A 20,286-nucleotide genomic window follows, 5' to 3' on the forward strand; every position below is an offset into this window, starting at 1 on the left:
ACCACGAGGAGTCGGCTTCGAGCGCTGTGCCGCGCGTAAAAGCCGCTTCGACGGGCCAGCGGACGAGCCAGAACCGCAACAAAAAGGCGGCCCGGAGGCCGCCTTTTCTTCACGGAAATTTACGGGGCTATGATCAGTTCGCCGCCTTGGCTGGTTTGTCGACTGCTGCCTTGTCGCCGGGCGCCGGTGCGCTGCTTGCCGTCGACTTGATGCCGTGCAGCAGGTCAGCAGCGGTCTTCAGCGCCTTGTCGTCCTTGGCGTCCGGCGGCACGTAGGACTGCGAGCCGGTCTTCTCGTCGCCGTCGGTCTTCAGATGGCCACGCAGCGAGGCCTCGCCCTTGGTGTCGGTGCGCGCCTTCAATTCGTCCGGCACGTCCTGCAGCACCTCGATATCGGGCACGATGCCCTTGGCCTGGATCGACTTGCCTGACGGCGTGAAGTAGCGCGCGGTCGTGAGGCGCAGCGCGCCGTTGCCGCTGCCGAGCGGGATGATGGTCTGCACCGAGCCCTTGCCGAATGAGCGCGTGCCGACAAGCGTCGCGCGCTTGTGGTCCTGCAGCGCGCCGGCGACGATTTCGGAAGCCGAAGCCGAGCCGCCGTTGACCAGCACGATGATCGGCTTGCCCTTGGTCAGATCGCCCGAATGGGCGGCGCGGCGCTGGGTCTCCTCGGCATTGCGGCCGCGGGTCGAGACGATCTCACCGCGCTCGAGGAAGGAGTCGGAAACGGTGACCGCTTCCTCCAGCAAGCCGCCGGGATTATTGCGCAGGTCGATGATGTAGCCCTTCAGCTTGTCGCCGATCTGGTTCGAGAGGTTGCCGATCTCGCGCTTCAGCCCTTCGGTGGTCTGCTCGTTGAAGGTGGTGACGCGGATATAGGCGATGTCGTCCTGTTCGACCCGCGCACGGACGGAGCGGACGCGGATGTTGTCGCGCACCAGCGTCACCTCGATCGGATTTTCCTGGCCCTTGCGGATGATCTTGAGACGGATCTTGGTGTTGACCGGTCCGCGCATCTTCTCGACTGCCTGGTTGAGGGTGAGACCCTGCACAGCTTCGTCGTCGAGATTGGTGATGATGTCGTTGGCCATGACGCCGGCCTTCGACGCCGGCGTGTCGTCGATCGGCGAGACGACCTTGATCAGCCCGTCTTCCATCGTGACCTCGATGCCGAGCCCGCCGAATTCACCGCGGGTCTGCACCTGCATGTCACGGAAACTCTTGGCATCCATGTAGCTGGAATGCGGATCGAGGCCGGTCAGCATGCCCGAGATCGCCGATTCGACCAGCTTGGAGTCGTCGGGCTTCTCGACATAGTCGCTGCGTACACGCTCGAACACGTCGCCGAACAGATTAAGCTGGCGGTAGGTGTCCGACGTCGCGGCACGCGCACTCGATCCCATCAGCACGGAACGAGGCTGCGTGACGAAGAGCGTCAAAGCCGCACCGGTGGCGGCGCTGAGAAGAATTACAGAAGTCTTGCGCATCATCCGCGAACCTTTTCGCCTTCACTTGCGGCCCACCATGGGCCTGAGTCGATCGGAGTGCCGTCTTTGCGGAACTCGACATAGAGCACCGGCTGGCTCGCGGTCGTCGCGAGAATGGATGCGACTTGGGACGTCGTTCCCATGGTCGCGACCGGCTCTCCCGTAAGTACAAACTGGCCGATGTTTACCGAAATGCGCTCCATCCCGGCGATCAGGACATGATACCCGCCCCCGGCATTGAGGATCAAGAGTTGTCCGTAGCTGCGGAAGGGTCCGGCGTAAACAACCCAGCCGTCACACGGTGTTGTGACCTGAGCCCCGGCGCGCGTCGCCAAAGAAATGCCTTTTTCCACGCCACCCGCGCCGTCGGAACCGCCAAAATTGCGAATCTTGCGGCCATTGACCGGAAAGGCGAACAGCCCCTTGGCGGAGGCAAAGGCGATCGCCGGGCTCAGCCGGGCGGGATCTTTCAATGCTCCCAGATTGGGCTTGCCGCCCGGGGTAGCCGGGGCGCCCTGCAGGCTGGCGGTCGCGGCCGCCTTGGCGGCGCTCTTCAAGTCTTGTTCCATTTTCCCGATCAGACCCTGCAGGCTGTCAACCTGCCTGGACAGGTTGATGGCGCGTGCGCCTTCGGCCTCCATGTCCTTTTCGATCGCGCTCTGCTTGCGCTGTCGTTCTTCCACCAGCGCCGCCAGTCGGATGGAATCGTCCTTCAGCCTGTCGCGGTCCCGCGCAAGTATGTCGCGCTCGGTGGCGATGTTCTTGCGCAGGGTCACGAGCTCGCCGAGATCGGCGGCAAGCTTCTCCGCGCGGCCGCGCAGTTCGGGGACGACCGCGCCGAGCAGCATGGCGGTGCGCAGCGATTGCAGCGCGTCCTCAGGCCGGACCAGCAGCGCCGGCGGCGTGCGCCGGCCGGCGCGCTGCAGGGCCGCCAGCACCTCGATGATTTCAGCGCGGCGTGAATCGAGCGAGGCGCGGGCCTGCTGCTCGCGCGCGTCCAGCGGGCGCAGCCGCCCCTCGGTCTCGCCGATGCGGGTTTCGATGCTGCGCACCTGGGTAGCGATGTCGATCAATTGCTGGTTGAGCTTGGATCGGTCCTGCCCGATCGCAGCGATGTCGGCCTTTAGCTTCTGTTGCAATTCGGCCGCCTTGCGCTGCTCCTCGCGCGTGGCCTCCAGTTCCTGCTCGCGCTGCTTGATAGCATCGGGGGAAACGGCGGTCGCTTGCTGCGCGGTCGCCGAGGATTGCGCGACCGCCGGCGAAAGCGACGTCACGGCAAGGCTTGCGGACAGCAGGATCAGGGGAAGCGAGACGGCTGACATCAGCGCGCTGCGCTCGGCGGTGTCAGGGTACGAATGAATGTGCTGCGTTGAATGCATCCGGCCTATTCAGCGTTCTCTGTATTCACGTCACCGTGCCTTACGCGCGGTGGTAGGGGTGGCCGGCCAGAATGGTGGCGGCCCGATAAATCTGTTCAAGAAGCATGACGCGAACCATTTGATGCGGCCAGGTCGCCGAGCCGAACGCAATGCGTAATTTAGCCTTGCGCTGCAAATCGGGCGAAAGTCCGTCCGCGCCACCGATGGCGAAAATTGTATTGGCAATCCCTTCATCCCGCCAATCGCCGAGCTGCCGGGCGAAGGTCGCGCTATCGATGTTCTTGCCGTGCTCGTCCAGCGCCACCAGCATGGATTTCTCCGGTATCGCCGCCGAAATCGCGGCGGCCTCCTCCGATATCCGGGTCGCAGTGTCGCGTGCGCGGCTTTCGGGAATTTCATGGATCGAAAGCCCGCGAAAACCGAGCTTGCGGCCGATGTCCTCGAAGCGCTCGCGGTAGCGCTCGGCCAGCTCCTGCTCCGGGCCCCGCTTCAGCCGGCCTATTGAAACCACGACGAGGCGCATGAATGCTGTTTCTGGCGTGCACTTTCCGGCACGCGCGCTTTTCGCGCGCGCTGGCAAACTACATGCGCCTTAGCCGATTCGCATCGGCCGAGGTTTCAGATCGCTGCCGCCGCCGGGTTTTGCGTCCACAACCTTTCAAGATTGTAGAATTCGCGCACCTCGGGTCTGAACACGTGCACGACCACATCGCCGGAATCGATCAGCACCCAGTCGCAATTGGGCAAGCCCTCGACATGGATGTTCTTGATGCCGGTTTCCTTCAGGGCTTTCGTGACGTTTTCCGCGATCGCGCCGACATGCCGGTTGGCCCGGCCTGACGTAACGATCATGTAGTCGGAAAAGGCGGATTTGCCGCGAAGGTCGATGGTGATCGTTTCTTCCGCCTTCATATCGTCGAGGCGGGAGAGGATCATATTCAGCGTCTTGTCGGCGTCGGGTTGCGCCTTCAAGGCCGCAGCTTGTGTCGATGTTTTACCCGCGGTCTTGGCGGACTTGCCAGAAGTCTTGCTAGTTGCCTTGGGTAAAACAGACTTGGACTTGGACAATACAGATGTGGCCAGGGACCATTCCTTTCACTGTATCGCGAACGCCGAATCCTTAACGTCCGCGGACCATATTAGGCATGTGGGGTTAATGGTTTCAATATTCCAGTGACCCCACCCGCCGGTTCAGACCGAACTGTCACTTCTTTTTTGCCTTCCAGCTCCCGTCGGAGTTCCGCAGGCCCGTCGACGACAGGTTCAATTTCATGCCGGTGAGGAAAACCCAGGCCGGCGCCTGCTGATCGGCCAGCCGGGCCGCCTGATTCTCGGGCAACCTATACCGCGCCAGCGCCTGGGCAGCCGGCGCAGCGAGCGCCCGGAAACTCTGCGGCGGACGATCGATCACGGCGAGCGGTACCTCGGCAGCGATGCGCCGCCAATCCTTCCAGCGATGGAACTGCGCGAGATTGTCGGCGCCCATGATCCAGACGAAGCGCACGCCGGAAACGCGGCGGCGCAAATGAATGATCGTGTCGACAGTGTACCTGGTGCCGATGACAGCTTCGAGACAACTGATATCGATGCGCGGATCGTCGGCGACGTCGCGCGCGGCACGCGCCCGTTCGCCAAGGCCGTGCAACCGGCCGGTATCCTTGAGCGGATTACCGGGGGTCAGCAGCCACCACACGCGATCGAGCTTCAAGCGCTTCAGCGCAAACAGGCTGATGGCGCGATGCGCCGCGTGCGGCGGATTGAATGAGCCGCCGAGCAGGCCGACGCGCATGCCATTGGTATGGAAGGGAATGGCTTGCGCAGCGGATTGCAATTTCATCGGGCGGGTCACCGCGGGCGCGGGCTTGCGTTCACGGCCGCGTCTGCCCGGTGCCGTGAACGCGGTATTTGAAGCTGGTCAGTTGCTCGGCTCCGACCGGCCCGCGGGCGTGGAATTTGCCGGTGGCAATCCCGATCTCCGCGCCGAAGCCGAACTCGCCGCCGTCGGCGAACTGCGTCGAAGCGTTATGCAGCACGATCGCCGAATCGACCTCTCTGAGGAATTTCTCGGCCGCTTTGGCATCCTCGGCCACGATCGCATCGGTGTGGCGCGAGCCGTGATTCCGGATGTGCGTGACGGCCCCGTCAACGCCGTCGACGACACGCGCGGCGATGATGGCGTCGAGATATTCGGTATCCCAGTCATCGTCGGATGCCGGCTTCACCCGCGCGTCGACCTTCTGCACGGCGTCGTCGCCGCGCACCTCGCAGCCCGATTCGATCAGCATCTCGATCAGCGGCTTCAGATTGGCGGCGGCGCCCGCGCGATCGACCAGCAGCGTCTCGGCGGCGCCGCAGACGCCGGTCCGGCGCATCTTGGCGTTCAGCACGATCGACCTCGCCATATCGAGCTTGGCGGTGCGGTCGACATAGACGTGGTTGACGCCTTCGAGATGCGCAAACACCGGCACGCGCGCTTCCGCTTCAACCCGCGCCACCAGGCTCTTGCCGCCGCGCGGCACGATGACGTCGATGCCGCCGTTGAGGCCTGACAGCATCAGCCCGACCGCCGCGCGGTCCCGCGTCGGCACCAGCGTGATCGCGGCTTCCGGCAGGCCGGCCTCGCGCAGGCCCTGTACCAGGGCCTCGTGAATCGCCCGGCAGGAGCGGAAGCTGTCGGAGCCGCCGCGCAGGATCACCGCATTGCCGGACTTCAGGCACAGCACGCCGGCGTCGGCCGCGACATTGGGGCGGCTCTCGAAGATCACGCCGATCACGCCGAGCGGCACGCGCACGCGCTCGATGGTCATGCCGTTCGGCCGCTGCCAGCGTTCGGTGACGGCGCCGACCGGATCGGGGATGCCGCGCACGGTCGCAACGCCATCGGCCATCGCGTCGATGCGCGCAGGTGTTAGCGTCAGGCGGTCGATGAAGGCGGAGGTCGCGCCTGTAGCGCGGACGTCTGCGACGTCCTCGGCATTGGCCGCGAGGATCTTTGCCGCGTTGGCTCGAATCGCCCGCTCGATCGCCTCCAGCGCCCGGTCCTTCTGCTCCGGCGGCGCCAGCGCCAGCATCCGCGCGGCTTCGCGCGCATGGGAGGCGAGGTCGGTCATCAAAGCGGGCAGATCGGCGTTACCGTCGATAGCCTTGAGAGGGGCAGTCATCGGAGGTCTCGGGGTCAAGAGTAAGGTCATGTGCTAGCACGAAAATCCCGCTCTTGCGAGGTCCGGAACCGGCATGGCTGGCTGCCGGTACCGGCAAACGGCCACTCGGCCAATGGCCTACTTGGCCGGAATTGCCCCGGCCGGGCCCACCACCAGATCATCGCGGTGGATCATCTCCGCGCGGCCGCTGATGCCAAGGATTGCCATCACATCCGGTGAAGAACGGCCCTTGATCTTCTCCGCATCCTCGGCGTCGTAGGCGACGAGGCCGCGGCCGATCTCGTGGGTATCAGGGCCGCGCACCACCACCGCATCGCCGCGGGCGAACTGGCCGTCGATCCGGATCACGCCGGCAGGCAGCAAACTCTTTCCCGCACGCAAGGCGGCGACCGCGCCGGCGTCGATGGTCAGCGTGCCCTTCGGCTCCAGCGAGCCCGCGATCCAGCGTTTTCGCGCGGTGATGGGATTGGCTGACGTCAGGAACCAGGTGCAGCGGCCGCCATCTGATATCGCCTGCAACGGATGCTCGATCTTGCCCGACGCGATCAGCATATGCGTGCCTGATGTCGTCGCGATTTTCGCCGCCTCGATCTTGGTGAACATGCCGCCGCGCGACAGTTCGGATTCGGCGGCGCCCGCCATGCCCTCGATCTCCGAGGTGACGGACTCGACGATCGGAATCAGCTTTGCGTTGGGATTGGCGCCGGGCGGCGCGTCATAGAGCCCGTCGATATCGGACAACAGAATCAGCAGATCGGCGCTCGTCATGGTGGCGACGCGCGCGGCAAGACGGTCATTATCGCCGTAGCGGATCTCATTGGTGGCGACCGTGTCGTTCTCGTTGATCACGGGTACTGCACGCCACTCCAGCAGTTTGGCGATGGTGGAGCGTGCGTTCAGATAACGGCGGCGCTCCTCGGTGTCCTGCAGCGTTACCAGGATCTGCCCGGCGCCGATGCCATGAGCGCCGAGCACTTCCGACCAGATCCGCGCCAGCGCGATCTGCCCGACGGCGGCAGCGCCCTGGCTTTCTTCCAGCTTCAGCGGGCCACGCGGCAGTTTCAACCGGCTGCGTCCGAGCGCGATCGAGCCTGACGAGACGACGAGAACATCGCGGCCCTCGCCGTGCAGCTTGGCGATATCGGCGGCCAGCGCCGACAGCCATGCCGAACGGACTTCGCCAGCATTGGAGTCGATCAGCAGCGAGGAGCCGACCTTGACGACGATGCGGCGGAAGTTTTTGAGCGCGGGACGTTTCATGATGCGGTCGGGTGATGCGGATGGTCGGAAGCAATACGCGCCAGTCCCCTGATTTGGAAGTGGCGCGGCCGCGGGAAGGCTAACTTTGTATCAGCCCTGCGGCGGTGGGACCGGCGCCCACGGGTCCTGACCGCCCTTGGCCTTCAGCGAAACCGGGGCCTCGCCGATGACTTCGACCAGCGCATTGAGCGCTTCCGGAACCCCGTCGCCGGTGGCGGCGGAGAGCAACAGCGGCGTCTTCTTCGCCGCGCGTTTCAGCCGGTCCTTCTGCTTCTTCAGTTCATCCGGCGCGACGGCGTCGATCTTGTTGAGCGCGACGATCTCGATCTTCTCGGCGAGATGCCCCTCATAAGCCTCGAGCTCGGTCCGCACCGTCTTGTAGGCCTTGCCGGCGTGTTCGCAGGTCGCGTCGATCAAATGCAGCAGCACGCGGCAGCGCTCGACATGGCCGAGGAAGCGGTCGCCGAGGCCGGCGCCTTCATGCGCGCCCTCGATCAGGCCGGGAATATCGGCGAGCACGAATTCGCGGCCCTGCGCGTTCACGACGCCGAGCTGCGGATGCAGCGTAGTGAAGGGATAGTCGGCGATCTTCGGCTTGGCCGCGCTGACGACGGAAAGGAAGGTCGACTTGCCGGCATTGGGCAGGCCGACGAGGCCGGCGTCCGCAATCAGTTTCAGCCGCAGCCATATCCAGCGTTCCTCGCCTTCCTGGCCGGGATTGGCGTTGCGCGGGGCACGGTTGGTGGAGGACTTGAAATGCGCGTTCCCAAAACCGCCATTGCCGCCCTCGGCGAGCACGAATTTTTCGCCGAGCTCGGTGAAGTCGTGGATCAGCGTCTCGCGATCCTCGTCGAATATCTGCGTGCCGACCGGCACCTTGAGCACGATCGGTTTGCCGTTGGCGCCATGGCGGTCCTTGCCCATGCCATTGGTGCCCTTCTGCGCCTTGAAGTGCTGCTGGTAGCGATAGTCGATCAGCGTGTTCAGCCCATCGACCACCTCGACGATGACATCGCCGCCGCGGCCGCCATTGCCGCCGGAGGGCCCGCCGAACTCGATGAACTTCTCGCGGCGGAACGCCACGCAGCCGTTACCGCCGTCGCCGGAGCGAATATAGACCTTTGCCTCGTCAAGGAATTTCATGATTTGTACTAGTTAGGGCAGGGGGCCCCGTGCGGCAACCCTCAAGGCTCGCAACATCGGCGAAAAGCCTTAATTTTCGGGCCTTTTTCGGAACCGGAAGCCACAGCCTCCTATGAGGCCGGACGCCGCCGAACCAGGAATTTCTGCATTCCTTCCAGCACGAGCTCCTTGCGCTGGTTGTGCACCGTTGAGCGCAGCGTCACGACGCCGGTGGTGCGGCCGGGGACGAGATCGGTCACTTCGAGCGCGGGGTAGATGGTGTCGCCGGCGTAGACCGGTTTCAGGAACTTGCTCGATTGCTCAAGGAAGCCGACCAGCGATTCCTCGACGAGATAGGGAAAACAGGCCTGCACCCGGCGCGGTGTGAACCAGGGTTTGGAAGCCATGCGCGAGCAGGTCCGGCATGCCGCGGGCGCGGCAATATTCGACATCATAGTGGATCGGATGGGTATCGCCGCTCGCGGTCTGGAACGCTGCGAACACCGCCGAGGTTTGCGTCCGGCTCGGAATCACGAAGCGTTCGCCGAGCACAAAATCCTCGAACCAACGCTGTTCGCTCACCATGCGATGCTGGGCGGGGTCGAACTCGGTCATCTCGGTTTCCTGCCGATTTTGGAGTGATACCGGTATCGCAGCGCTGTGGCTGCGGCAATCGAGCCGTCTCAATTGGTCATACCCGGGCAATAGCGCGAAGCGCGTCTTCGCGCTAAAGGTCCCCGGGCATCCACGTCTCCACAACGTGGCTAGCACAAAAAGTGGATGGCCGGGACGCGCTGGCCATGACGAAGAGCAACAAGCAGGAAACGTCATGAGCCTGTTCGGCAAAATCTCGACCTATGACGAGCGCTCCGCGCGCCTGGCCGGCATTGGATTGATGCTGCTGTCAATCTTCATGTTCTCGTTCGGCGATGCGCTTGGGAAATTCATGGTCGCGACCTATTCGGTCGGGCAGTTGCTGTGGCTGCGCGCCTGCGCGGCGCTGCTGGTGCTGTTGCCGGTGATCTGGAAGCAGCGCGCCGAGTTCTCGCGCCTCGAGCGGCCGTGGCTGCAGCTACTGCGCGTGACGCTCTCGACGCTCGAAGTCGCGGCGTTCTTTCTCGCCACCGTCTATCTGCCGCTTGCCGACGTCATCACCTATTATCTGGCCTCGCCGATTTTCGTCACCGCGCTTTCCGGCATCGTGCTCGGCGAACGGGTCGGCTGGCGGCGCTGGACCGCGATCCTGGTCGGATTCTGCGGCGTCCTGATTGCGCTGCGCCCGTCCACGCAAACAGTAAGCTGGCCGGCGATGATCGCGCTCGGCGGCAGCCTGTCGTTCGCGTTCCTGATGCTGATCACGCGCTCGTTGCGGGAGACGCCGGATATCGTCCTGACGACCACGCAGTTCGGCGGCACGTTCCTGCTCGGCGCGCTGATGTCGCCGATCGGCTGGGTGACGCCGAGCGCCGGCAGTCTCGGCCTGTTTGCCGCGGCGGGTGTGGTTTCCGTCGTTGCACTCTTGTGCATCAACCGGTCGCTGAAACTTGCGCCGGCCAGCGTCGTGGTGCCGTATCAATATTCGATGATCGTATGGGCGGTGATCTTCGGCTTCGTCGTGTTCGGCGACGTGCCGTCAATCTCGACCCTCATCGGCGCTGCCATCATCATCGGTGCGGGGTTCTATATCTTCCTGCGCGAGCAGAAGTTGGGCCACGAGGAAGCGGTGGTGAATCCGCCGGCGTGATTCTTTCTTACCCTCCCCTGGAGGGGGAGGGTCGGCTCGCATGAGCGCAGCGAAATGCGAGACGGGGTGGGGTGATCTCTCCACTCGGGCACTGCTGGATGTGGAGAGACCGTCACCCCACCCCGCCGCTCATTTCATGAGCGTCGACCCACGAGCGAGCTTCGCTCGTCTCGGACCCCTCCAGGGGAGGGTAAAAGATTCACCGCTCCCTTCGCGTCGAGCTTCCCCAGTTCTTCAGCGATGCCCACACGCTGCGCGTCAGGCGGAAGCGGTCGACCGGGGTCGAGCATCCCAGCGCTTCGAAGCGGTGCAACTCGACGCCGTTCCACTGGAAGCCGCATTTCTCCAGGATGTTTCGCGAGCCCGGGTTGGCGACGCGGGCACCCGAAATCAGATGTTCGGCATCGAACTCCTCGAAGAAAAAATCGATCACGGCGCGTGCGGCTTCGGTGCCGAAACCCTGGCCCCAATGCGCGACGCCAAGCCAGTAGCCGAGTTCCGGTGTATCCGGGTCAGTGCGGTCGATGCCGACCATGCCGATCGGCGAATAGTTGTGTTCGATCAGAAACACCGTCTCGCTGTTGTCGGTGGCATTCGCCCGCACGAACTCGACCGCGTGGTCCGGCAGGTAGGGATGCGGCAGGCGGCGGGTGTTTTCCGCAATGCGGCGATCATTGGCGAGATGCGCAATCGCTTTTACGTCCGCGAGCGTCGGCCGGCGCAGTGTCAGCCGTTCGGTCTCGAGGACGCAGCTACTCGTCTGACGCAGCGTCGGGGTCTGGATCGGGATGTCCTGCAACATGTCGGGCTCCTGATTGCGAATATGCGCAAATTAAAAGGGGAGGCCGGTTTCCCGCCTCCCCTGGAGCCCATTTCGACTCCGCCGGTTCAACAGGATCCGGCAGACTCGAATTTTGTCCACCGTCTACTCGGCCGCCTCCGTCATCGGAACTACCGATACGAAGGTGCGGCCATTGGCTTTTGCACGGAATTCGACATGACCTTCGACTTTGGCAAAGAGAGTATGGTCGGTGCCCATGCCGACATTAAGGCCGGGATGCCAGGTGGTGCCGCGTTGACGCGCGATAATGTTGCCGGGAATCACGTGTTCGCCGCCATACGCCTTGATGCCAAGGCGCTTGCCCGCTGAATCGCGTCCGTTTCGCGATGAACCGCCTGCTTTTTTGTGAGCCATGGCCCGTCTCCGATTTCTCGAATATCTCTAGATCAATTCCTTGACGGAATCATTTCACTTTTTCTCACGCCTCAACTTTCGTCGAGGCGCATCACTTCTGGTCGCTAGCCGTTCGCGCGGCGTCTTGGCCGGAGCCTTAACTTCTTGGCCGTCTTCGGCGCCTAGTCGTCCTTGGCAGCCGGTGCGGCGACCTTTTCCCTCTTCGGCCGCGGGCCGATCGAAGGTTTGGCGCTATCGGTCAATATCTCGGTGATGCGAAGCACCGTGATCTCGTCGCGATAGCCGCGCTTGCGCCGCGAATTCTTGCGGCGACGCTTCTTGAACGCGATCACCTTGGGGCCGCGCTTGTGGTCCAGCACTTCGGCTGCAACGGAAGCGCCTGCCACCGTCGGCGCGCCCAGCACCGGCGTATCACCGCCGACCACCAGAACTTCACCAAGCTGCACGATCGTGCCGACTTCGCCGGCGATCTTGCCTATCTCGAGCACATCATCCGGAACGACGCGGTACTGCCGGCCGCCGGTTTTGATGACTGCGAACATCGTTTTTTTCCTTCGTGTTCGATCCCGGCCTCGGACGTATTCCCGAAAGGGCTGTCCGGGTCGGCTTTTTGGTCAGTCGTTATGGGTACGATTTTCGCGCGGCCGGGGAGCAAACCCCTTAAGATTTCGCGCAAAAACAAGCGGCGCGAGAAATCCCGCGCCGGATGCGGGGACTTATAGCCCGAGAATGCCCTGAGTCAAGGCAAAAGGGTCTGAAAACCCTCCAAAAATGAAGGATTTGGCCGGGAAAAGGCGAATGGCAAGTGGCGAATAGCGAGTAAAGGGGGCCTTATTTGCCGCCTCCATTCGCTATTTGCCACTCGCCATTCGCTCCTTGTGAAACCAACGGGTTCCCCGTCCGTTGTCGCCAGCGAGATCCGGCAGGGCGAAGGCAATGGCAGAAGACGTCGTTACGAATACCGGCATCGCGCACCACGGCGCCACCCGCCTGCCGTCAGTCGAGGTCGATAGTTTCAATGTCGAACTGAAGGACGACGAAGGCTTTCTCGGGGACCGCGCCAGCAAGGGGGCCTTCCGCAAGATACTGGACGACTTACGCAGGCCGCTGAAGAAAAACGGCGACGATCCCTTGGGCAAGAAATCCGCCGACGAGATCGCCAAGGGCGAACTCGACGAGGCGCTGGTCGGCGACGATGTCGGTGCCGCCGCGCTGGTGCACGGCGCGATCGAGGAGTTCGCGCAGGAATTGGCCTATGTGACGCGCCGCTTCCTCAAGACCAAGGCCTGGGCCGATACCGAGCGCATCGTGGTCGGCGGCGGCTTCCGGCAGAGCCGGGTCGGCGAGATAGCCATCGCCCGCACCGACCTCATCCTCAAGGGCGAAGAATTCGAAGTCGATCTGTTGCCGATCCGCTTTCATCCCGATGACGCCGGCCTGATCGGCACGCTGCATCTGGCGCCGTCCTGGATCTTCGAGGGACACGACAGCATCCTTGCCGTCGATATCGGCGGCACCAACATCCGCTGCGGCATCGTGGAGACGCGCTGGAAGCAGGCGCCGGACCTCTCCAAGGCGGACGTCTGGAGGTCCGAGCTGTGGCGGCATGCCGACGATGAGCCGACGCGCGAAGGCGCGGTAAAACGGCTGGTGAAGATGCTGAAGGACCTGATTGCCGCGGCAGAAGTGGAAGGCCTGAAACTTGCGCCCTTTATCGGGATCGCGTGCCCTGGCGTCATTGACGAGGACGGCTCGATCGAGAAGGGCGCGCAGAACCTGCCGGGCAATTGGGAAAGCAGCAAGTTCAATCTGCCGGCAAGCCTGGTGGAGGCGATTCCCAAGATCGGTACGCACGACACCGCCGTGCTGATGCACAACGACGGCGTGGTGCAGGGCCTTTCCGAAGTTCCCTTCATGCAGGATGTCGAGCGCTGGGGCGTGTTGACCATCGGTACCGGGCTCGGCAATGCGCGCTTCACGAACAGGCGGAAGGACGACGGCAAGGACGAGAAGAAGGCGAAAAAAGGCCGGTAGTGATCGTTTTCGCCGGAGGTAAGGTTGACTGGTTAGGTTAAAAACGGGATCGCGTTGCCGTTTCCGCAGCCGTTGCTACCGTCATTTTGTCGCTCCGGCTGACCGGCGAAGCCGCACTTCCCGGCCAGGATTTCAAAGCAGCGGCACGGGACCGCCAGTTTTTTGTCGCGTCTGGCGGTCCCACCTCTTTTCCAAAAAGCCGCCTGGCCCGCTTTTGGCGAATTTCTCCGCCGCGCGCCTTGTCTGCCCCGGCTTCCTCGCCTAGAACACGGCCCGACCGCAGGGCCGAATCCGGCCCGCCTTGGCGCCTGGAGAGGTGGCAGAGTGGTTGAATGCACCGCACTCGAAATGCGGCATAGGTGCAAGCCTATCGGGGGTTCGAATCCCTCCCTCTCCGCCAATCTCACGAACAGCTACCAGACTTCTAGCTTTGCTTATCGGCTCGACCGCGTGCGAAGCCGGCGAAGCTCAAGCCTGGCGCAAATTGATCTCCAGTAGCAGCGCAAAAAAATAAGTCTCTGAATGTGAACTAGCTCACCCAGGAGTTGCCAACAGCAGGCCTATTCTGCAGGGGCGGTAGTGTCGGTGGTTCGAGTGAGGAAGTTCGAATGTCCACCAGGGAACCGCTACCTGGCTTCGATGATCGGGCGCCGCGTGATCGCTATTGCGATCTGATTCTCACCGGCGGCGTCACGAGTTCGATTGCCTATCCGGCAGCCGTTTTCGCGCTGGCGACCGCCTACCGTTTCAACAGCATCGGCGGAGCATCGTCCGGTGCCGGCGTCGCAGCGTTGGCGGCCGCCGCCGAATACCGGCGCCGGCACGGTTCGTCGCACGGATTCCGGATCATGCTGGAGCACACTGCGGCTGTCGCCGACGGCGTGGACGGCAAGACTCGTCTCGCGTGGCTTTTCCAGCCCGAGGAAGAGAACAGCCGTCTGTTCGATGCGCTGTTGCCCGGCTTCGCCAAGCCAACCGGCAAACTAAAGGCATTGGCAGGCGGGCTGCTGCGCGCTTACGCAAAATCGCCGATCCTCGCCATCGCGATCATCCCCCTCATCGCGCTCGTGAGGGCCGCACAGGGAGACATCGACTGGTGTTCCGCCGTCCTGATCGGAACGCTCTCCTTCGTTGGGATACTTATCGCGGGGCTCGTGCTGGTCGCACGCGACGTCGGACGCTTGGTGCAGCACGACTACGGCCTGTGCAGCGGGAGTCGCTGGGGGGAGGCACTACTCCCGCCACTCACAGATTGGCTGCACAGCCTCATCCAGGACATTGCCGGGCGCAAAGCAGGCGACCGGCCGTTGACCTTCGCGGACCTGGCGGCCGCGCCGGGCTCGCCGCGGGAAACGCTGAACGACCCCTGCCCAATGGGGGCCGCTTCGATCAACCTGCAGATGTTCACCGCCAACGTGACCCACGGGCGACCGTACATCTTTCCGCAGAATGAAGGCGAAGAGGATGACCTTCCGCTCTACTTTCGCTCGAGCGAAATGAAACGGCTGTTCCCTCCCGATGTGGTCAAGGACATGGAGGTCGACCCAGTCACTGGCCAATCAAATAAGTATCAGGGAAACGCCAAGCCGGCGCCGGCGCGGGCGAGAGCCGTCCCGGCCGGCCGGCGCCGTTTGCGTGCGACCGGTTGGTTGTTGTCGCTCATCATAGGTAAACCGCCGGTCGTTGGGAGCGAGGAGGAGCCGATGTATCGGCTGCCAACAAAGCACCTGCCGATCGTGGTGGCTGCGCGCATGAGCGTCAGCTTTCCGGTCCTGTTCAGCGCGGTGCCGCTCTGGATCCTCGATAAGCGGGACGAGCACAAGCATGTGTTCAGGCGTTGTCTATTCTGCGACGGTGGCATCTGTTCGAACTTTCCGATCCATCTCTTCGACAGCCCGATCCCTTCCTGGCCCACTTTCGGCATCTCGCTGTACGAAATTCCCCCGAGCAAGCAAGCGTCGGCGCGCGCGCGGTTGCCTTGGTGGAGCTGGTTTTCATGGTGGCGGTTTTGGCGGAGGAGGTTGGCGTGGATCTGGCTGGCGAGGCGGTGGTGGTCGGGGACGCCGTGGACCGGCCTTCCGAGGAGATACGGAGTGGTGCGGCTGCCACGAGACCATCTCGAAGGCAGTGAGGACCAATGGAACGAGTTCGAGACTGAGCCTGAGTCTGTCGAAAGGCTGTCCGGCTTCTTCAGCGCACTTGCTTCGACGACGATCAACTGGAACGACGCCACGCTGGCTCGCCTGCCTGGGGTCCGCGAACGCGTCGCGCGGGTGGGGCTGCGTAGCGGGATCGGCGGTCTGAACATCCTGATGACCAAAAAGGAGATCGAGGGGTTGGCCGACCCTGGGGCGCGTGGCGGCGCTCAAGCTGCTCAAGCGTTATGCCTTTCCCGTCGCGTGGCCTTCCGGCGAACTGTCCGACGGCTGGAACGAGCATCGCTGGGTGCGACTCAACGTGCTGCGGGACAGCCTTGCAACGAGCCTGGCCGGACTGACTTGGGCGGCGTCACAGCCCGGTCAAGGCAAGCCGCTTCGCAACCTGATCCGTCAGGCGATCGACGAACCGGTGTTGAAGAAGCGTAACGATGAATCCGTGGTGAAGAAGGAAAACGATGAACCCGTACGGGATAAGGGAAACGATGAAACCGTGCGGAAGGACAACGATTCGCAACTGCTTGCGGCCCAGGCGGCCGCACTGGAGGGAGCGCTAGACGCGCTGATGCAGGCGGAGCGCGCGCTGAACATGCCGACAGTCGGGCAGCCTTATAGGCCGTCGCCAAGGCCGGTCATGCGGGTGCGGCCGCCACTCTAGTGAACTCAATTGCAAGGGTCAGGGAACGAGGGGAACCGCCATGCAGATTGATGTACAGAGCAAATCGAAGAGCCTCTTGGGTGTCACGGACCTCACCCTGGCTGCGACGATCAAGCCCGGACTCATCCCGGCACTGGACTCGCGCAGCTACGAAAGCCGGCTGCGACTGCTGTTGAGGACGCTGAATACCCTGCGCGTTTCGTCGCTGGAGGCGGAGCCAACTCCACTGATCGCCGACGCGGTCGACCGAATCCGGGCGATTCACTCCTTCCGCCTTGCGATTGTCGGAGAGGAGCCGCCAAGGCGGCTCCTCCTTTCTGTCGCGTTCGACGGCGGATGGGAGCCCTACATGCGCCGCATATGGCGCGATCTGGGGCCGCTTCTGGACGTCATTTTCTGTAACTGCGAAGGTTACCTGGACGCCCACAGCCACAACTACCCGGCGTATGCGGGTTGGGTCCGATCGGCGCAGGTCGAAACCCAGTTCTTCTACAACGCGAGTTCGCTGACCGTGAATGATCTGCACTATCTTCGCGACAGGGTCGCGACCGACCTGCGTCAACTGAACAATGAGCAACAGTGCATCGGTACCGTCGCGGGACAGGAAGCCGACCGGGCGGAAACTTTCAAGCAGGCGGTGTCGGCCGTGACTGCGCTGTACCGGCTGGTCGACATGCATCTGCCGCTTGCAAGTGCGACCGCCGGCGACTTTTTGCTGCGCGCCGCAAGGCATCTGTTGAAGGATCCCGCCCGTAGTCTAATCGAGAAAGCCCGAGAGAAACGGCTCGAGGCGACGGAACGAGCGGCCCTGACCTGGTTCGACAATTACGAGGCCAGCTTTCTCAAGCAGGCGCTACCGGCCATGACCGCGTTGTACCGGCTGGCCGACATGTATCCGCCGCTTGCAGGTACCAACGACGGCGGGTTTCTGCTGCGCGCCGCAAGGCATCTGTTGGGAGACCCCGCCCATTCTTGCATCGCGGAAGCCCAGCAAGAAGAGCTCAACCCGACCCAACGAGCGGCGCTGAGTTGGTTTGCTAATTGTAAGTACAAGGCACTCGATGACCGAGTGCCCGCAAAACCTGAATGGGATCCGCTCAAGGTCCAAGGTGGCATCATCGAGACCTACAAGGGGGCTACGCATGCTTGCCTGCTGCTGGTCGAACTCAAGAACGCCGCAGCGGCGCGAGACATGCTCGAGTATCTCGAACCGGCAATCAAGCGAACCAGCGCCACCGCACGGAAAGAAGCGACTGAAGAGCCGTTCGTTAACATTGGATTCACCTTCCAGGGACTCACGCTCGCGGGCATGCCGTCGGGCACTTTCAACCTGCTGCCATATGAGTTTCGCGAGGGTATGGTGGCGCGCGCCAGCATCCTCGGTGACGTGCGCTGCAACCACCCGATCAACTGGTCTCTCCCGGAGCGCAACTGGCCGCCGGAGCCGCCACAGGAAGAGCGGGGCCGCGTGGAGCTATCGTCAGTCCATGCGATTGTCCAATACACCTGCAAGGGACCTTCAGACGGATGGCAGGAGTTCACCAGCGACAAGCATCCGCTGCGGAAGGCGATCGCACAGTTCAACGAAAAGCTAGTCAACAAGGGCGTGCGAATCCTTTCGGTGCAGTCCATGCGGCGCTTCCTCGATCCTGTCAGCGGGCTTCCGCGGGGCCACTTCGACTTCGTGGATGGCATCAGTCAGCCGAAGTTGGAAGCGTCTCAGCATAAGTCGGCCTACTCCGATGAGGTCGTGCTTGGCGACCTGCTGCTAGGTTACGAGAACTCCCATGGCGACCCACCGCTGACCGGCAGGCTGTGGGATGACAGCACCTTCCTGGTGGTGCGCAAGCTCAAGCAGGACGTCAAGGCGCTGAACGCTGTGCTGGCAGAGAGCGGAGACGTAAAGGACACAAAGACGAAGTTCATGGGTCGCACGGGTGACGGCGAAGTCTCGATCGGCGACAAGATGATCACGGGCAACGACTTCGACTATTTGAAAGACGCGGAGGGAAAGGGGTGCCCGTTCCAAGCCCATATCCGACGCGCCAATCCACGTGGCACCCGAGATGACATCCGCACCGTGCCCCGCATTATGCGACGAGGCATGTCCTATGGCCCACCCTTCGACGAGAAGAACCCGGATGCTGAAGAACGCGGCCTGTTTTTCATGGCGTACAACGCATCGATCGCAGAGCAGTTCGAGGTCATCCAGGCGTGGCTGAGCGGCGGCAACAGCAGCGACCAGCATACGTACTCGGTCTTGCGCGATCCGTTCCTCGGTGTGCCACATGACAGCGACCCGCACAGCTTCGTTTTTTACGATAAGAACGGCGAAGAGAAGGTGGTGGAGCTGCCGCCGGACAAACCAATCGTCAAGCTGGAATGGGGTCTCTACGCATTTGTACCGTCGATCAAGGCGATCGACGAACTCAAGGAGCTCGCGAAGGCGGCTGCAAGCATCGAATCCGTTGAGGACAAGGATGATCCGAAGAAGAAAGATCGGCGTGACGAGAAGCTCGCCATGCGGGTCCAGAAGGGCGCCGTGATCATAGCCAAACTGAGACAAGCCGAGCAGCTATTTGGCTTCGAGTCGGTGGCGGACCAATGGAAGATTGCGCTCGAGGATATAACCGCACGCATGTTCGGCATCAGCGAGGCAGTGTGGGCGGCGATACGGGAGTTGCACGGCGGTGCGCTCCGAACACCATATGGCGTGTTGGTGTGCAGCAAAAAGTTAGTCAACGAGGTTTTCCATAACAACGGAGGAGGGAAGCCGCGCTACACGGTGACGGGCTATGCCGAGCGCATGCGCACGTCCTTCGGCGAGATCTATCTGGGCAAAGACGATGACGAGCTGCCCACTTCGAAGTACCGCGCCGAGGCTTGCCCGGCCAACAAAGCGATAATGTCTGTCAGCCGCGAGGCGGCGTTCAAAAGTTCCTTTCACCACACGCAGGAAGCGCTGATATCCCTCGTCCCGGGCGACCGCGGGAGAAGGTTGCAGGTGAAGGACATCGTCGACGACGTCCTGGCGCGCATCGGTAATGAGTGGTTTGGCGTGCCCGACGGCACGCATGTGGTGCGGGGCGGCTGGCATTGGGATCGGAAACCCGACGACCCTCCGACCTGCCCGGGCCACTTCCACTCGCCGTCACGCTATATATTCCAGCCCAACCCCGGCCCGGAGGCGACCCTGTTTGGCCAGCAGCACGGCAAGGCACTATCCGCTGCAGTCGGTCAGCTCCTCGAGGCGCAACGCAAGGCGGAGAGGAAGCTGGGGATACAACGCAAGGCCGAGAGGAAGCTGGGGATACTCGGAAACGCGTTGTTCAACGCATACTCCAAGGACCAGGCGCAACTGACGAGCACGCTGATTGGCGTAATGATGGGCTTCCTTCCTACCGTCGATGGCAACATCCGCGGGACGCTATACGAATGGGTCAACAACCGCTCACTGTGGGACCATCAGCTCGCCTATCTGGCAGATGAAACCAAAGACCGCTTGGAGAAAGCCTGTAAGGTCCTGATGCGGCCGTTGAAGAAAACGCTGCTGTTGCGCCCCGTTCCGGAGCTGGTGTGGCGCACTGCGCTTGAGCGACATTCTCTGGGGCACGTTGAGGTCCATCCGGGCGACCGGATCGTGGTGAGCATTGTCTCGGCGACGCAAGAATGCCTGATCGACGATGATGACGACGACGGACTATACTTCATCTTCGGTGGTAACCGCAGCGAGAAGGGGCGCCCCACGCACGCTTGTCCGGGCTACAAGATGGCCATGGGTGTGATGCTCGGCATGCTGGCCGGATTGCTGGAATCGACGAGGCTGCGGCCGACTCTGTCGCCAATGGAACTTGATGTGAGCCTACGTGAGGGCCTGTGTGAAGGTCTTCGCGAGGGCGACTGACACAGGGGTGAGGCACCCGTGCGAGTGCCGCGCAAATGCTCCCGTTTCGCGGTCACTTCGGCGCTCGCACGCATGGGCGGGAAGGTATAAGATCGTGGCACCCAACTTTTCGACGAGCCGGTTCGAAAGACATGATGCCCTGCGACTACTGACAATTACCGTCGCGCAGAGAGCAGTCGTAGCGGAC

At 62.8% G+C, this 20,286-nt stretch carries 16 protein-coding genes, 1 tRNA gene and 1 pseudogene; 6 read left to right on the top strand and 12 right to left on the bottom strand.

Translation table 11 applies throughout. The annotated features are described in order from the left end of the window. Positions 1 to 133: 133 nt before the first annotated feature. The 9 genes and pseudogenes from V1292_RS09270 to V1292_RS09310 all read right to left on the bottom strand — a co-directional run bounded on the left by V1292_RS09270 (position 134) and on the right by V1292_RS09310 (position 9,023). A complete protein-coding gene (locus tag V1292_RS09270) occupies positions 134 to 1,489 on the bottom strand; it encodes a S41 family peptidase (RefSeq protein WP_334371995.1) in 1,356 nt (451 codons plus the stop codon). Further along, complete coding sequence (locus V1292_RS09275) at positions 1,486 to 2,808, bottom strand: murein hydrolase activator EnvC family protein (RefSeq protein ID WP_334376978.1); 1,323 nt, start codon at positions 2,806 to 2,808, stop codon at positions 1,486 to 1,488. Before V1292_RS09275 ends, V1292_RS09270 begins: the two co-directional genes overlap by 4 nt. 97 nt (positions 2,809 to 2,905) lie before the next feature. Beyond that, positions 2,906 to 3,388, bottom strand: a complete 483-nt coding sequence (rlmH, locus tag V1292_RS09280) for a 23S rRNA (pseudouridine(1915)-N(3))-methyltransferase RlmH (RefSeq protein ID WP_334371998.1) — start codon at positions 3,386 to 3,388, stop codon at positions 2,906 to 2,908. A 95-nt stretch (positions 3,389 to 3,483) separates the two neighbouring features. Continuing rightward, the gene (gene rsfS / locus V1292_RS09285) at positions 3,484 to 3,837 is read right to left on the bottom strand and encodes a ribosome silencing factor (RefSeq protein WP_057842615.1); all 354 of its coding nucleotides are present in this window, start codon (positions 3,835 to 3,837) and stop codon (positions 3,484 to 3,486) included. Positions 3,838 to 4,069: 232 nt separating this feature from the next. Further along, on the bottom strand, positions 4,070 to 4,702 hold the full coding sequence (locus V1292_RS09290; protein ID WP_334371999.1) for a nicotinate-nucleotide adenylyltransferase: 633 nt from the start codon (positions 4,700 to 4,702) through the stop codon (positions 4,070 to 4,072). Between the two features lie 31 nt (positions 4,703 to 4,733). After that, a complete protein-coding gene (locus V1292_RS09295; RefSeq protein WP_334372001.1) occupies positions 4,734 to 6,026 on the bottom strand; it encodes a glutamate-5-semialdehyde dehydrogenase in 1,293 nt (430 codons plus the stop codon). A 117-nt stretch (positions 6,027 to 6,143) separates the two neighbouring features. Then, entirely contained in the window at positions 6,144 to 7,286 is a 1,143-nt protein-coding gene (gene proB / locus V1292_RS09300) for a glutamate 5-kinase (RefSeq protein WP_334372002.1), read from the bottom strand. A 90-nt stretch (positions 7,287 to 7,376) separates the two neighbouring features. Continuing rightward, on the bottom strand, positions 7,377 to 8,429 hold the full coding sequence (gene obgE / locus V1292_RS09305) for a GTPase ObgE (RefSeq protein WP_334372003.1): 1,053 nt from the start codon (positions 8,427 to 8,429) through the stop codon (positions 7,377 to 7,379). A gap of 110 nt (positions 8,430 to 8,539) precedes the next feature. Then, positions 8,540 to 9,023, bottom strand: a pseudogene (locus V1292_RS09310) (MaoC family dehydratase). A gap of 214 nt (positions 9,024 to 9,237) precedes the next feature. On the opposite strand from V1292_RS09310, the gene V1292_RS09315 reads away from it, so the two are divergent. Beyond that, positions 9,238 to 10,152, top strand: a complete 915-nt coding sequence (locus V1292_RS09315) for a DMT family transporter (RefSeq protein ID WP_334372004.1) — start codon at positions 9,238 to 9,240, stop codon at positions 10,150 to 10,152. 199 nt (positions 10,153 to 10,351) lie between these two features. On the opposite strand, the gene V1292_RS09320 is transcribed toward V1292_RS09315, so the two are convergent. The 3 genes from V1292_RS09320 to rplU form a co-directional block, all read right to left on the bottom strand. Further along, the gene (locus V1292_RS09320) at positions 10,352 to 10,954 is read right to left on the bottom strand and encodes a GNAT family N-acetyltransferase (RefSeq protein WP_334372006.1); all 603 of its coding nucleotides are present in this window, start codon (positions 10,952 to 10,954) and stop codon (positions 10,352 to 10,354) included. A 123-nt stretch (positions 10,955 to 11,077) separates the two neighbouring features. Further along, the gene (gene rpmA / locus V1292_RS09325) at positions 11,078 to 11,347 is read right to left on the bottom strand and encodes a 50S ribosomal protein L27 (RefSeq protein WP_028348532.1); all 270 of its coding nucleotides are present in this window, start codon (positions 11,345 to 11,347) and stop codon (positions 11,078 to 11,080) included. 161 nt (positions 11,348 to 11,508) lie between these two features. Then, positions 11,509 to 11,889 carry a 50S ribosomal protein L21 gene (gene rplU, locus V1292_RS09330; RefSeq protein ID WP_334372008.1) on the bottom strand — a complete coding sequence of 127 codons (381 nt, stop codon included), beginning with the start codon at positions 11,887 to 11,889 and terminating at the stop codon, positions 11,509 to 11,511. Between the two features lie 394 nt (positions 11,890 to 12,283). Between rplU and V1292_RS09335 the strand changes: the two genes are divergently transcribed. The 5 genes from V1292_RS09335 to V1292_RS09355 all read left to right on the top strand — a co-directional run bounded on the left by V1292_RS09335 (position 12,284) and on the right by V1292_RS09355 (position 20,099). Then, positions 12,284 to 13,381, top strand: a complete 1,098-nt coding sequence (locus tag V1292_RS09335; protein ID WP_334372010.1) for an ROK family protein — start codon at positions 12,284 to 12,286, stop codon at positions 13,379 to 13,381. A gap of 310 nt (positions 13,382 to 13,691) precedes the next feature. After that, positions 13,692 to 13,781, top strand: a tRNA-Ser gene (locus tag V1292_RS09340). A 208-nt stretch (positions 13,782 to 13,989) separates the two neighbouring features. Then, a complete protein-coding gene (locus V1292_RS09345) occupies positions 13,990 to 15,966 on the top strand; it encodes a hypothetical protein (RefSeq protein ID WP_334372011.1) in 1,977 nt (658 codons plus the stop codon). Continuing rightward, positions 15,953 to 16,195, top strand: a complete 243-nt coding sequence (locus tag V1292_RS09350; RefSeq protein WP_334372012.1) for a hypothetical protein — start codon at positions 15,953 to 15,955, stop codon at positions 16,193 to 16,195. The genes V1292_RS09345 and V1292_RS09350 overlap by 14 nt, the downstream gene beginning before the upstream one ends. 40 nt (positions 16,196 to 16,235) lie before the next feature. Beyond that, entirely contained in the window at positions 16,236 to 20,099 is a 3,864-nt protein-coding gene (locus V1292_RS09355) for a Dyp-type peroxidase (RefSeq protein WP_334372013.1), read from the top strand. Positions 20,100 to 20,286: the final 187 nt, after the last annotated feature.

Origin of the sequence: Bradyrhizobium sp. AZCC 1719 (assembly GCF_036924525.1) — a bacterium.
Classification (GTDB): Bacteria; Pseudomonadota; Alphaproteobacteria; order Rhizobiales; family Xanthobacteraceae; genus Bradyrhizobium.

Excerpts from the sequence above, each read along its gene's own strand:
- V1292_RS09270 (WP_334371995.1), bottom strand. The coding sequence starts at position 1,489 with ATGATGCGCAAGACTTCTGTAATTCTTCTCAGCGCCGCCACCGGTGCG.
- V1292_RS09275 (WP_334376978.1), bottom strand. The coding sequence starts at position 2,808 with ATGTCAGCCGTCTCGCTTCCCCTGATCCTGCTGTCCGCAAGCCTTGCC.
- rlmH (WP_334371998.1), bottom strand. The coding sequence starts at position 3,388 with ATGCGCCTCGTCGTGGTTTCAATAGGCCGGCTGAAGCGGGGCCCGGAG.
- V1292_RS09290 (WP_334371999.1), bottom strand. The coding sequence starts at position 4,702 with ATGAAATTGCAATCCGCTGCGCAAGCCATTCCCTTCCATACCAATGGC.
- V1292_RS09295 (WP_334372001.1), bottom strand. The coding sequence starts at position 6,026 with ATGACTGCCCCTCTCAAGGCTATCGACGGTAACGCCGATCTGCCCGCT.
- proB (WP_334372002.1), bottom strand. The coding sequence starts at position 7,286 with ATGAAACGTCCCGCGCTCAAAAACTTCCGCCGCATCGTCGTCAAGGTC.
- obgE (WP_334372003.1), bottom strand. The coding sequence starts at position 8,429 with ATGAAATTCCTTGACGAGGCAAAGGTCTATATTCGCTCCGGCGACGGC.
- V1292_RS09315 (WP_334372004.1), top strand. The coding sequence starts at position 9,238 with ATGAGCCTGTTCGGCAAAATCTCGACCTATGACGAGCGCTCCGCGCGC.
- V1292_RS09320 (WP_334372006.1), bottom strand. The coding sequence starts at position 10,954 with ATGTTGCAGGACATCCCGATCCAGACCCCGACGCTGCGTCAGACGAGT.
- rpmA (WP_028348532.1), bottom strand. The coding sequence starts at position 11,347 with ATGGCTCACAAAAAAGCAGGCGGTTCATCGCGAAACGGACGCGATTCA.
- rplU (WP_334372008.1), bottom strand. The coding sequence starts at position 11,889 with ATGTTCGCAGTCATCAAAACCGGCGGCCGGCAGTACCGCGTCGTTCCG.
- V1292_RS09335 (WP_334372010.1), top strand. The coding sequence starts at position 12,284 with ATGGCAGAAGACGTCGTTACGAATACCGGCATCGCGCACCACGGCGCC.
- V1292_RS09345 (WP_334372011.1), top strand. The coding sequence starts at position 13,990 with ATGTCCACCAGGGAACCGCTACCTGGCTTCGATGATCGGGCGCCGCGT.
- V1292_RS09355 (WP_334372013.1), top strand. The coding sequence starts at position 16,236 with ATGCAGATTGATGTACAGAGCAAATCGAAGAGCCTCTTGGGTGTCACG.